The following is a 13116-nucleotide window of genomic DNA, read 5'->3' as shown; positions in this document are numbered from 1 at the left end:
TCAATGAACAAAATAAGATTCTTAGATAAATACTTGGTTCAAAAAATAGCAGCAGGAGAATCAATAGATAGGCCATGTTCAATATTAAGGGAATTGCTAGACAATTCAATAGATTCTGGAGCTACTAAAATTGAAGTCTTTCTTGAAGAAGGGGGAATTCATAAAATCTTAATAATAGACAATGGAAGCGGAATAAGTAAAGAAGATTTAAAAATCTGCTATTTACCACACACTACTTCAAAGATCTCCTCAGAAGAAGATTTAAGAAAAATAGAAACTCTAGGATTTAGAGGAGAAGCTCTCTCTAGTATTGCAATTTGCTCCAACATTTCAATAACAAGCTCAACAACCGGTAATGAAAGCTATCAAATAGAAATAGAAAATGGAATTAAAAAATGCTTTAAAAAACAACCTGCCATAAACGGAACAATAGTTAATGTTACAAAAATATTTCACAACTTTCCGGCAAGAAAAAGATTTTTAAAGCAAGAACCAATTGAAACAAAAATGTGTCTAAAAGTTTTAGAAGAAAAAATAATAACCCATCCCGAAATCAATTTCGAAATTAATTTGAATCAAAAACTAAGAAAAATTTACTTTAAAGAATCGTTAATTGATAGAGTACAAAATGTATATGGAAATGTAATAGAAAATAATAAATTTAAGGTCTTAAAAAAAGAACATGAAAATATAAAAATAGAATTATTTTTAGCACCATCTAATTTTTCTAAAAAAAGTAAAAGACATATTAAAACATTTGTTAACAGAAGACCTATCGATCAAAAAGATCTCTTAGAAGCAATAACTAATGGACACAGTAGAATAATTTCTCCTGGCAACTTCCCAATATGTTATTTATTTTTAGAAATAAACCCTGAATATATTGACTTTAATGTCCATCCTCAAAAAAAAGAAGTAAGATTTTTTAATCTTCCATTTTTATTTAAGCTAATCTCTGACAATATTAATAATTTTTTCGATAAAGACATCAATAACTACAACAAAATAGTAATAAAAAGACAATTAACAGATGATGATAATTTAATAGAAATGATAAACCAACCAAAAAACCTTAATCAAACTAACACATATGATATAACACAAAACAAAAATTTAGAAACAGAACATACTGTAAATGAGCTAAGCAAAAACATAATACAAAACGATATTGGCCTTAAAAGATATAATTCAATTATACAAAACAGACCATCATTTAAGGAAAATATTACAAACATTTTCTCTGACGACTTTTTAGCATTTGAAGAACCTCAAAACAAAAATGAAAAAGAAGAAATAAAATTTAACTATATCGGACAAGTATTCTCTGAATTTTTGATCGTTGAAAAATTAAATGAAATTTACTTCATAGACCAACACGCAGTTCATGAAAAAATAATATATGAAAAACTTAGAAATTCAAAAAAAACTGTTCAAAAGCTTCTAATACCAATTGAATTCACAATAGTTGATAAAAACATAGAAGAAATTATAGATAGTGAAATCGAAGAATACAAAAAAATGGACATTATAATCTCTAAAATAGGCCCTAAAAAATATCAACTTGAATCTATTCCTAATATTTGCAATCAATATGAAAATACTCTTATTAATTTTTTTCAATCAAGAAAAAGTAGAACAATAAATTCTCTTGAATCTGATTTATATGCAACTATTGCCTGTAGAAAGGCTGTTAAAACAAATGACATATTAAGCCTTGAATTTAGCAAATTTTTAATAGATGAGTTTTTCAAACTAGAAATAAAACATTGTCCTCATGGACGAAAAATTTATTACAAAATATCTAAATTTGAGCTTGAAAAAAAAGTTGCCAGAGCATAAAATGAAATCAGAGTTCCCATGATAAAAAAAATCAAATCCGAAATCAGCTTGTTAAAGGTAGAAAAAGAAAAAAGTTTAATTGAACTTGGGAAAATATTAAAAAATAATAATATACTAGAATTAAAAAACTTAAACCACTACCCTAATCTAAAATTAGCAGAAAAAGAATTGTGCCAAATGAAAAGCAATTTAAGCAAATCGGAAGAAAATGAAAACATATTAAAAAATTTAAACAAAAAGATTTATATTCTTAAAACAGAATATAAATCTATTAACAAATCATATGAAAAAAAACTTAAAGAAATTGCTAAAACAATAATCGAAATTTATCCTCAAAATCTAGAATTAATATCAAAATACAATATGGATTTTTCTAAATTGAAACTTGAAAAATATAAAAAAATAGAATTAGTAAGTGATAAAACAAAAAATCCTTTAAAAAGGATAATACTTAAAGTCAACTCAGTAATAAACAATACTATAAACATGATAAATGTATGTAAAATATCAAAAGAATTTGAAAAACAAGTATTCATAAAATATTACCTTTCTGAAAACTTTGAAAGCATAATAAATGAATTTTCATTAAATAAAAAATTAAACAATGTAATTATTAAAGAATTTAAAATAATAAATGAAATCAAAACAAATATAAAAAACATAAAAGAAGAAATACAACAAATAATATATAGAAGTAAAAAAGAAAAAATATACAAAAAGAATCAAATAAAAAACGAAATCAATGCTATTGTAAAAAACAAAGAAAATATTTTAAAAAAAATCGCTGAAGAATTTATTGAAACCACAAAAAAAGAAAAAACCCAAGCCAAAACCAATACAATTAGCGCAGCAATCCAAAAAATAGAAAAAACAAGCCAAAAAATATTAAACTTAAGCAATGATTTAATTAAAATAACAAAACAGGAAGAAATAAAAAACATTCAAAAAAAAATGCAAGTCCTAACAAAAGAAAAAGATAAAATTAACAACAAATTAGATGCATTAACTTCTAAAATAGAGGTTATTCAAAATGAACTTGACAATGAATAAAAAATAAATATAATAAATTAAAGCTTAGGGCCCATAGCTCAGTTGGTTAGAGCACCCGACTCATAATCGGTAGGTCCCAGGTTCAAGTCCTGGTGGGCCCAATTTAATCTTTCAAATTGACCTTAAAAAAAAGATTTGAATTTTTTTCGACATAATAAAAACTTATGTAATTATCCAATGTTTTATCAATCTCTAAAGCATCTATTGAATCAATTCTAACAACTGAAGAAACAGAATATACCTTATCTTTAAAGGTTTTAACAAAAAATACTTTAGAATTACTTAACTTATTTAACATTGCCATATCTTTAGACTTATATACATAATTGTGAACATCATCTAAATCATATTTTGACATACCTAAAGAAATAACAAGCTCTCTACTGTACACCCTCATGCCCTTATCGAAAAGACGAACACATGAGGTAAAATCTTCAAAAGTTTCATCAAAAAAATTAAACCTCAAATCCCTACAATATAGAATATCCTTGCCAAGAATAGAATCAATAAAAAAAGAGCTATGATTGCTATTAATTACCTGAATAAACTCACTGGTGTCTTTATTCTCTATTGATAATTTAAAAACATCTTTTGGATTTAGAACTTTAATTGCAAAATCAAAACTCATAGAATAATCTAAACGATTCTCGGTAAAATAATAATTTACCTTATAATCAACTTCTTTTATCTCTGGATAATTTATTTCGCAAGAACAAACAACATAACAAAAAAACAATATTAATTTAACTTTTAATCCGCTCTGCATACTCTTTAGTTTCAGAATTAACTAAAACTTTATCTCCAACATTAATAAAAAGCGGCGCTTTTATTACAAGCCCTGTATTAAGAGTAATATTTTTCATTGCATTTGTTACAGTGTCACCTTTAACAGCTGCCTCAACCTCTACAACTTCAAAAGCAATCTTTGGAGCTAACTTAATATCAATAACCACATTGTCAAACATTATGAGAGAATAGGTTTCAGACTCCTGTAAAAAAAGCACCTTATCTTGGAAATTGGCACTTTCCTTTAAGTCCAAACTAACTTGATCATAAGTTTCTAAATCCATAAAAACCAAAACATCTTTATCTTTGTATAAATACTGGGCACTAACCTCGTAAATTTCAATCGCTTCTGCGGTATCTGCCCCTTTTAAAGTTTCTCTAATGACAAATTTGTTTTTTAAGTTCTTAAGCTTTAACCTTACTATTGCCCCTCCCCTACCTGTTTTTGAAAATTCTCTTTCAAGAACAATATGAGGAGTTCCTTTAATAAGTAAAAAAGAACCTTTTTCAATTTCACTAGATTTTACTACCGCCATTTAAATACCTCTCAAAACTTAACATATAAATCTAGTAGTAATTTATACCAAAAAATTAAAATATTTGCTATTATTCCCCAATTATAACTTAATCAATAAAGTTAATTTATAATTGACTTATTTTAAATTAATGCTATTATATACTTAAACAAAGGAGTTTACTTGATGAAAAAATTTGTTATCTTAATTTTTATGTTATCAGTAAGTTTATTATGCAACTGTAAAAATCAGGACAATGAAAAAATTGTATCAATTGGGGGATCTACAACTGTAAGCCCGATACTAGACGAAATGATTTTAAAATATAATAAAATAAACAATAATACTAAAGTAACATACGATGCACAAGGAAGTAGTGTTGGCATAAACGGACTATTTAACAAAATATATAAAATAGCAATATCATCAAGAGATTTAACAAAAGAGGAAATTGAACAAGGAGCAAAAGAAACTGTATTTGCTTATGATGCTTTAATTTTCATCACAAGCCCTGAAATAAAGATTACAAATATTACAGAAGAAAATCTAGCTAAAATACTAAATGGAAAAATTCAAAATTGGAAACAAGTGGGAGGCCCTGATGCTAAAATCAACTTTATTAATCGAGACTCTTCCTCTGGTTCTTATTCGTCTATAAAAGATCTACTTCTTAATAAAATATTTAAAACTCACGAAGAATCTCAATTTAGACAAGACGGAATAGTAGTAAAATCTAATGGAGAGGTAATTGAAAAAACAAGCCTTACTCCATACTCAATAGGCTATATAGGTCTTGGATATGCAAAAAATTCAATAGAAAAGGGCTTAAATATACTTTCTATCAATAGCACATACCCTACAAAAGAAACAATAAATAGTAATAAATACACCATTAAAAGAAATTTAACAATAGTTACAAATAACAAATACGAGGATAAAAGCATAACTCAATTTATTGATTTTATGACAAGCTCAATCGGACAAGATATCGTTGAAGAACAAGGCTTTTTAGGGATAAAAACATAATTAAATTAAAGGGGAAATTACTTGACTTAATATTAAGTCAAGTAATACAATTTAACACTAACATGAGCTTTAAGGGATTCTTTTAAAAAATGTATCTAAGCTTAAAGGCAAAAAGAAAGATAGTTGGAATTATTTTCAAATCTTTTATTCTTATATCCGCAATAATAAGCTCTCTATCAATATTTTTTTTAGGTGTATTTATATTAAAAACCGGAATAACGCCGTTTATTAATAGCAAAATTAAAATTTTCAACTTTTTATTTAGCACGAATTGGGATCCTACCAACAATCTACAAAAATCTTATGGTATCTTAGCATTCATTATTAATTCCTTTTTAACTACACTTTTTTCTATTTTAATAGCTTTACCAATTGGATTGGGATTTGCAATATATTTACTTGAAAAAGCAAAAGGATTTTATAGACAATTTTTACAAACAGTAATAGAGCTTCTAGCAGGAATTCCTAGTGTAGTTTACGGATTTTTTGGAAGCACATTTATTGCTACTTTAATAAAAAACATTTTTCAAAGAGAAGACAATCTAGGATACAATTTAATAAGCTCATCACTCATATTAAGCATAATGATAGTTCCCACAATAATTAGCGTTTGCTATTCATCACTTAAAGCTGTTCCCAAATCTTATAAATTTGCATCTCTTGCATTAGCAGCAACAGACTGGCAAACAATATATAAGGTAATAATACCATCAGCTAGTCGAGGCATTTTAGCAGGAACAATATTAGCAATAGGAAGAGCTATTGGAGAAACAGTAGCAGTATTAATGGTTGGAGGAGGCTCTCCTCTTTTTATAAAAAATGTATTTTCGCCCATTAGAACACTAACTGTAAATATTGCTATGGACATGGGATACGCTTCAGGTACCCACAGAGAAGCTCTCTTCTCTACAGCTCTAGTATTATTGCTATTTTCAATAATTACAAATTTACTCAAAAATTTTATACTATCTTCAAATAAAGGGTTAAAGAAAAAGTGACCAAAACTCAAATAAATAAATTGATTAACAAGTTTTATTTCTTTATAATCAATTTTATTGCATATTTTTTAACAGCACTATTAATTTTTCTAATAGCGTATATATTATACAACTCTTTGTTTTATTTCAAAAAAAAACAAACTTTATTTTTAAACAAAACTCAAATATTTGTGCCATTTAAAACAGAAGACGACAAAGAAATACAAATTGCTTTTATTATTAACAAAAATATCAATGTAGATAAAATCTCAACAGAAGACATTTACAACATATATAATAATAAAATTTCACACTGGGGAAGCATTTCAGATCAAGGAATCGATATTATACCTATTGCCAATTCACTTAACAGTCCATCTAACAAAGCTATTCTAAGAACATTAATCAAAAACAATGAATTTAATAAAAGATACATAAAAATAGAACCATCTATCAAAAAAGTACTTAAAGCTATAAATAGCACAATAGGCTCTATAAGTTATTTAACAAAAGAAGAATTCGAATCTCTAGATTTTAAGTTATATCCCAATATTAAAGCTTTAAAAATAAAAACTATGTCTGTCCTAATAAGTAAAAAAACTTTAACAAAAAATGAAAATGAAATAATCAATACACTAGGTGTTGATGAGGTTGAAAAACTTATTAAAGGTAAAGAAACATGGGTTAATTTAATATCAAAGGATATTAAATTAAAAATAATAAAATATCTTGATCAAAAAGAAAAAATAATACAAACTATAGAAAAAACAGAAGGCTCACTAGCAATTGTCCCTTGGCATTATTTTCAAAATATTAAAGCGCCCTTTATTAAAATGCACTACTTTGACAAAAGTAGTCCTTTAAATTTAAATTTCATATTATCTATTCCAAGAGATTCTGGTACATATGGTGGAATTTCTTACTTAATCTTAAATACTTTTTATGTAATATTACTAACAACTGCTATTTCAATATGCATTGGAATAGGAACTGGCATAATGCTTGCCGAATACACTTCTAACAAAATATTTTACAAAATACTATCTATGAGTGTTGACATTCTGTCTTCAATTCCTGCAATAATTTTTGGACTTTTTGGACTGATATTTTTTGTGCCAATTTTTGGAATGGGAATACTTTCAGGAGCAATAACAAGCTCCCTAATGATATTGCCAATGATTGTTAAAACAACCGAAGAAACATTTAAAACAATCCCAAAATCATACAAATATGCTTCATTTGCCTTAGGGGCAAACAAAACAGAAACTATAATTAAAATTATGGTTCCAGCAGCTATTCCTGGCATACTAACAGGAATAGTTCTTGCAATAGGAAGAGCTTTAGGAGAAACAGCTGTATTGCTTTTTACAATGGGAACAAACTTGGGGCTTGCAACAAATTTAAATGAACCATCAAGAACATTGACTGTGCACTTACTGATGTTATTTCAAGAAGGACATCTGGACAAAGGATTTGGAACAGCTTCAATACTTGTAATAATGGTGCTCATAATAAATTTAACATCAAAATTTTTAATAAATAAATTATATAGGATTAAATAAGTGGTAAAAGAAAAAGAAAAACCAAAAAATGAAATTATAATAGAAACAGAAAATTTAAATCTATTTTATACAGACTTTAAGGCTTTGAACGAAATAAATATTAAAATACTAAAAAATAGTATTACCGCTTTAATAGGCCCATCTGGCTGTGGCAAATCAACATTCTTAAGAACTCTCAACAGAATGAATGACCTTGTTGAAGGCATTAAAATAGAAGGTAATGTAATATATGAGGGGAAGAACATTTATTCAAATAATTTCGATATCCTGGAGCTTAGAAGAAAAATAGGAATGGTATTCCAAACTCCTAACCCATTTTTAATGTCTATCTACGACAATATAAGCTATGGTCCTAAGATTCACGGAACAAAAGATAAAAAAAAACTAGATGAAATAGTAGAACAATCACTAAAAAAATCTGCACTCTGGGACGAGGTCAAAGACAAACTTAATACAAATGCCTTAAGTTTGTCAGGGGGTCAACAACAAAGACTCTGTATTGCAAGAACTCTTGCAATAGAACCAAATGTAATACTAATGGATGAACCTACCTCCGCACTCGATCCAATATCAACAGGCAAAATTGAAGAACTAATAATAAACTTAAAAGAAAGTTACACAATAATCATTGTAACTCACAACATGCAACAAGCAGGAAGAATATCTGATAGAACCGCATTTTTCCTTAATGGATGCATTGAAGAAGAAAGTCCAACTGATGAACTATTCTTTAATCCTAAAAATACCAAAACTGAAGAATATATCAGTGGTAAATTTGGATAAATTCAACCCAATGAAACATCAAGAAACATCATTAATGTAAAACCAATAACACCAAATATACTTGGCACTTTATTGTCAATATCTTTTCTCTTGGCTTCAGGTATTAATTGCTCAATAGACACATAAATCATAGCTCCTGCTGAAAAAGCCAAAGCAAAGGGTAAAATTCGAGTAAAAGAATAAACTGCATAAGCACCCATAAGACCCCCTACAATTTCCACCAATCCTGACATTTGACCATAATTAAAGCATTTTATCAAATCAACATTACCTCTTCTTAAGGGAAGAGAAATAGCTGCTCCTTCGGGAATATTTTGAATACCAATACCAAGCGTAAGAAGCATAGCTCCAACTAAAGTTTGAATATCTGGATTAGACGCCAAGGCTCCAAAAGCAACACCAACAGCTAATCCTTCTGGAAAATTGTGCAAAGTAACAGCAGTAAATAGTAAAAAATCTTTTTTTCCGTGTTTAGTTAAATCTTCATCAATAAAAGTAAGCTTGTCAAGATCTGGAACAAATACATCTACAATATATATAAAAAATGCTCCAACAAGAAATCCAAAAACTGCTGGTATCCAAGTAATGTATCCAAGCTCTTCAGCTCTTTCTATAGCTGGCTGAATAAGCGAAAAAAAACTGGCCGCTATCATAATACCCGCTGAGAAACCAAGCATAGCGTCCATTACTTTATTATCTACCTTTCTAAAGAAAAAAACTGCTCCTGCTCCAAAAGCTGTAGTAAACCAGGTGAAAGTAGAACCTAAAAGTCCTAATAATACAGGATGCAAAGTCAACAAATAATCCAAAATTGATTTTATCATAAAGCCTCCTATTAAAATAAATCAACTAAATCAACAAATAATTTTATTCATCAATCAAAATAGCTTTTATTCTTCTTATACCCGAAGATGAGGATTGTTCTTTTTGTATTTTAAAAGTACCAAGTTCATTGGTATTCTCTACATGAGGACCTCCACAAACTTCAAGTGAAAATCCATCTATCTCATAAACGCTCACCAAATTATCATATTTTTCTCCAAAAAGAGCCATAGCACCTTTTTTTTGAGCTTCACTTAATTCCATTATAGATTTTTTTACAGATAAAGAATTTTTTATCTGTAAATTAACAATCTCTTCAACTTTTTTTATCTCATCATCTGTCATCCTTTCAGAATGAACAAAATCAAACCTTAATCGCTCAGCAGTAATATTGCTTCCTTTTTGCCTGACATGATCACCTAGTACTAATTGAAGCGCTTTGTGAAGCAAATGAGTAGCTGTATGTAACTTAGTAGTCTCATAAGTATAATCAGCAAGCCCTCCTTTAAAGACTTTGTCACTCCCTTTCTTTGAAGCCTTTTGATGCTTTTTAAAATATTCATCAAAACCTAACTTATCAATATTAAAGCCATATTCAAAAGCAAGCTCTTCTGTTACTTCATATGGAAAACCATAAGTATCGTAGAGTTTAAAAGCAATATCGCCAGGAATAGTCTTAGAAGATAAATTTCTCGTTATTTTAATAAATTCTTGTTCGCCTTGAAATAAAGTTTTAAAAAACTTTTCTTCTTCTGTGCTCAATTCCTTTTTGATAAAATCTTTTTTTTCTGTTAACTCATTATAAAAAGATCCATAAATAGCCTCTACAGAATCAACAAGATCAGCTAAAAAATGAGATTTTATTCCAAGCTTTTTTGCATATCTAATCGATCGTCTTATTAGTCTTCTTAAAACATATCCTTGGCCCAAATTGGAGGGGGAAACAGCAGAGCTGTCAGCAAGAATAAAACAAGCCGCTTTAACATGATCAGAAATTATTCTAATATATCTATCATCGTCTTCTTTTTGTCCATAAATTTTACCAGAAATAACCTCTATTATCTTTATTATAGGCATAAATGCATCTGTATCATAAACTGAAGATTTACCTTGCAAGAAAGCAATTGTCCTCTCAAGCCCCATTCCCGTATCGACACATTTTCGATCCAATTCTATGTAATTACCATTTTCATCTTTATTGTATTGCATAAAAACATTATTCCAAATTTCAAAATACTTGCCACAAGAACACGTAATATTGCAATCAAGAGAACACTTAATCTTTCCAGTATCCACATATATTTCAGTATCTGGGCCACAAGGTCCTTTGGATCCAACAGGCCCCCAGAAATTATGAGCCTTAGAAAGATAATATATTCTATCTTTAGGAATGCCTAAGCTTTCCCAAACTTTAGCAGTCTCTGTATCACGAGGAATCTCTTGATCGCCTTCAAAGACGCTCACATAAAGACTGTCTTTTGGAATATTTAAATAGTCAGAAGATGTTAAAAATTCAAAACTACACTTTACAGAATACTCTTTAAAATAAGCTCCAAGAGACCAATTCCCAAGCATTTCAAAAAAAGTTAAATGACTTAAATCTCCAACCTCATCAATGTCGCCCGTTCTCAAACATTTTTGAACATTAACAAGCATATCTCCTGATGGATGTACTTCTCCAAGAAGATAAGGAATAAGAGGCTGCATGCCGGCTGTATTAAAAAGAACTGTAGGATCATTTTCGGGAACCAATGATTTACCCATTATTTCAAAATGTTTTTTTGATTTAAAAAAATCAATATATTTTTTACGCAACTTATCAAGTGTCATTAAATAAATTCCTCATTTTTTCTATATATTACTAAATCACCTTTTAAAGTCAAATTTTTAATATAATTAACAAAAGATGATGTCATGGTTTTTAAATCCTTTTTACTTATTTTCCCTAAAAAAGCTTCTTCGTCTAAAATAATTTCTTTACGTCTTTTTGAAACATTTGAAAGCATTTTATCTCTAACCTCATCGGTTTTATCTTTAACAATAATTGCAATCTCTTTATCTGTAAACTCTCTTAAAATATTGTGCAAATCATTATCCATGATTCTCAATATTACATTAATATCAAATATTTTTTCTCGAATTTCACTATCCACAACAGGATTTAAATCCCGCATATTAATCTTATTAAGCAGATTTTTCTCTTCATTAGAATCCATATAGCTTAAAATATCAACAAGTATCTTAGATCCATCAAGTTTATCTGTCTTAAGCCTCCCTTGCATCTTAAATCTGTCTTTAAGTTTATTCGAAATTGCCTCTATTGTCTCCATGCTCAATTGCCTTGGCTTAGCAAGATCTTTTATAAACTCTCTTCTATCTTTTTCTTCCAGCATTGAAAAAACATACTTTTTTTGATCTTTATTTAAATAATTATACAATATGACAAGCGTTTTAATATTCTCATCTTTAACTAATGCCCAAAGTTGTTCATGCTCAATTTGAGATAAATAATCAAAAGGAATAAAAATATCATTGCCAGTAACTTTTTTATAAATTGATTTTGCTTTAGATTTTCCTAAAGTTTTATTTAATAATTCATAAGCAAAGTTATCATCAACCTTAACATATCTTTTTTCATTTCTTATCAACTCTTCAAATTCTTTAATAATGTGATCTTTTTCTTCTGGAGCAATATAGCTAATCTTTGAAATCTCTCTGGTAATTAAGATTATGTCCGAATCATCAAGCTCAGACATAATCTTTGCAGATTTTTCAAGCCCAATAGCCAAAAAATATTTTGCAATCTTTGTAACCTTACTCTCTTTGCGAATAAACCCTGGCTTTAAATTATTAATATTATCGGATTTAGACTCAACAGATGCTTTATTTTTATTACCCTTAATAAGACTTATCCAAGATCTAAGCATAGAACCTTGAATCTCTGAATCGGAAAAGTTTTTATTTAAACTCAAAGTATCAATTTCTTCAACAGTTTTTTTGCTTAAATTTTTAGTATTTTTATACTTGGAAAGCCTAGGATCCTGCATAACTTTCATCTCTTTTAATATTTGTAAGAACTAATAAATTGGGATGCTCTTTTAGAAGTCTAGCTGGACATTCATTAACAGAACTATTAAAACCTAAAAAATTTTCTAAAGCACGCTTTTTGTCAACGCCCATAAATAACAAAACAATAGCTTTTGCATTAAACAAAGATTTTGGCGTCAAGCTTATTCTTTTACTAGGAAATTTGGGAGAATTGTATTCATACTGATAACCTTCTAAATCTGAAAACAACAGTTTTCTTGAAGGAAAAAGCGATGCAATGTGACCATCCTCGCCAACTGAAACTAAAATAAAATCAAAAATATTAAACCTAGAATTAAATTCAATATTATAGTCATGAATAGCTGTGGTTTCGTCTATTTCGTTATAAACAAAAGTATGAAATTTGGAAATGCTTATTAAATTTTTATCAACCATTTTGGAAAAAAAAATTTTATTTAAAAGATTATAATTGCTATTTTCGTTATTCAACGGAACACATCGTTCATCAACTAAAAAAAAATGTGATCTTCTAAAAGAAAAATTTTGTTCAAGAAAAACACTTAAAAAGGTGCCTATACTTCTACCACCACAAATTCCAATACTTGTATATTTATCTTTATCTATATTCATATTAAAAAAATCAAAAAATCTATTTTTTAAATACTTCTCTTCATCAGAATATAAAAACTCCATTTAATTTCCTCTAAT

At 28.1% G+C, this 13116-nt stretch carries 12 protein-coding genes and 1 tRNA gene; 7 read left to right on the top strand and 6 right to left on the bottom strand.

The genetic code is table 11. The features are described from left to right. The first annotated feature begins 3 nt into the window (after positions 1-3). The 3 genes from mutL to BLA33_RS03230 all read left to right on the top strand — a co-directional run bounded on the left by mutL (position 4) and on the right by BLA33_RS03230 (position 2990). Positions 4-1839, top strand: a complete 1836-nt coding sequence (mutL, locus tag BLA33_RS03240; protein WP_075226470.1) for a DNA mismatch repair endonuclease MutL — start codon at positions 4-6, stop codon at positions 1837-1839. An 18-nt stretch (positions 1840-1857) separates the two neighbouring features. Then, complete coding sequence (locus BLA33_RS03235) at positions 1858-2889, top strand: hypothetical protein (protein WP_075226468.1); 1032 nt, start codon at positions 1858-1860, stop codon at positions 2887-2889. A 27-nt stretch (positions 2890-2916) separates the two neighbouring features. Further along, positions 2917-2990: transfer RNA gene (locus tag BLA33_RS03230), tRNA-Ile, on the top strand. Between the two features lie 2 nt (positions 2991-2992). Here BLA33_RS03230 and BLA33_RS03225 read toward each other — a convergent pair. Together BLA33_RS03225 and efp are read right to left on the bottom strand one after the other, a co-directional pair. Next, a complete protein-coding gene (locus BLA33_RS03225; RefSeq protein WP_075226466.1) occupies positions 2993-3655 on the bottom strand; it encodes a hypothetical protein in 663 nt (220 codons plus the stop codon). Continuing rightward, a complete protein-coding gene (gene efp, locus BLA33_RS03220) occupies positions 3633-4211 on the bottom strand; it encodes an elongation factor P (protein ID WP_029346671.1) in 579 nt (192 codons plus the stop codon). Before efp ends, BLA33_RS03225 begins: the two co-directional genes overlap by 23 nt. A 165-nt stretch (positions 4212-4376) precedes the next feature. Between efp and BLA33_RS03215 the strand changes: the two genes are divergently transcribed. From BLA33_RS03215 to pstB, 4 genes are all read left to right on the top strand, one after another. Next, positions 4377-5216 (top strand): extracellular solute-binding protein, encoded by an 840-nt coding sequence (locus BLA33_RS03215; protein ID WP_029346670.1) that lies wholly within the window; start codon positions 4377-4379, stop codon positions 5214-5216. A gap of 89 nt (positions 5217-5305) precedes the next feature. Further along, the gene (gene pstC, locus BLA33_RS03210) at positions 5306-6214 is read left to right on the top strand and encodes a phosphate ABC transporter permease subunit PstC (RefSeq protein ID WP_004791891.1); all 909 of its coding nucleotides are present in this window, start codon (positions 5306-5308) and stop codon (positions 6212-6214) included. Positions 6215-6270: 56 nt separating this feature from the next. Continuing rightward, positions 6271-7755, top strand: a complete 1485-nt coding sequence (gene pstA / locus BLA33_RS03205) for a phosphate ABC transporter permease PstA (protein ID WP_088123901.1) — start codon at positions 6271-6273, stop codon at positions 7753-7755. Then, positions 7756-8538 carry a phosphate ABC transporter ATP-binding protein PstB gene (gene pstB, locus BLA33_RS03200; RefSeq protein ID WP_004791640.1) on the top strand — a complete coding sequence of 261 codons (783 nt, stop codon included), beginning with the start codon at positions 7756-7758 and terminating at the stop codon, positions 8536-8538. Positions 8539-8540: 2 nt separating this feature from the next. Here pstB and BLA33_RS03195 read toward each other — a convergent pair whose 3' ends face one another. From BLA33_RS03195 to BLA33_RS03180, 4 genes are read right to left on the bottom strand one after another with little or no spacing between them, the layout of a single operon-like run. Then, entirely contained in the window at positions 8541-9362 is an 822-nt protein-coding gene (locus tag BLA33_RS03195) for a ZIP family metal transporter (RefSeq protein ID WP_075226462.1), read from the bottom strand. 43 nt (positions 9363-9405) lie between these two features. After that, positions 9406-11190: an alanine--tRNA ligase gene (locus tag BLA33_RS03190; protein WP_075226460.1), complete on the bottom strand. Its 1785-nt coding sequence runs from the start codon at positions 11188-11190 to the stop codon at positions 9406-9408. Next, positions 11190-12407 carry a flagellar motor switch protein FliG gene (locus BLA33_RS03185; RefSeq protein WP_029346669.1) on the bottom strand — a complete coding sequence of 406 codons (1218 nt, stop codon included), beginning with the start codon at positions 12405-12407 and terminating at the stop codon, positions 11190-11192. The genes BLA33_RS03190 and BLA33_RS03185 overlap by 1 nt, the downstream gene beginning before the upstream one ends. After that, the gene (locus tag BLA33_RS03180; RefSeq protein ID WP_032985565.1) at positions 12394-13101 is read right to left on the bottom strand and encodes a 6-phosphogluconolactonase; all 708 of its coding nucleotides are present in this window, start codon (positions 13099-13101) and stop codon (positions 12394-12396) included. The genes BLA33_RS03185 and BLA33_RS03180 overlap by 14 nt, the downstream gene beginning before the upstream one ends. Positions 13102-13116: the final 15 nt, after the last annotated feature.

This window comes from Borreliella garinii, from assembly GCF_001922545.1.
GTDB lineage: Bacteria > Spirochaetota > Spirochaetia > Borreliales > Borreliaceae > Borreliella > Borreliella garinii.
The sequence above is the reverse complement of the archived record's forward strand: the minus strand, read 5'-3'. Positions and strand labels throughout refer to the sequence as shown.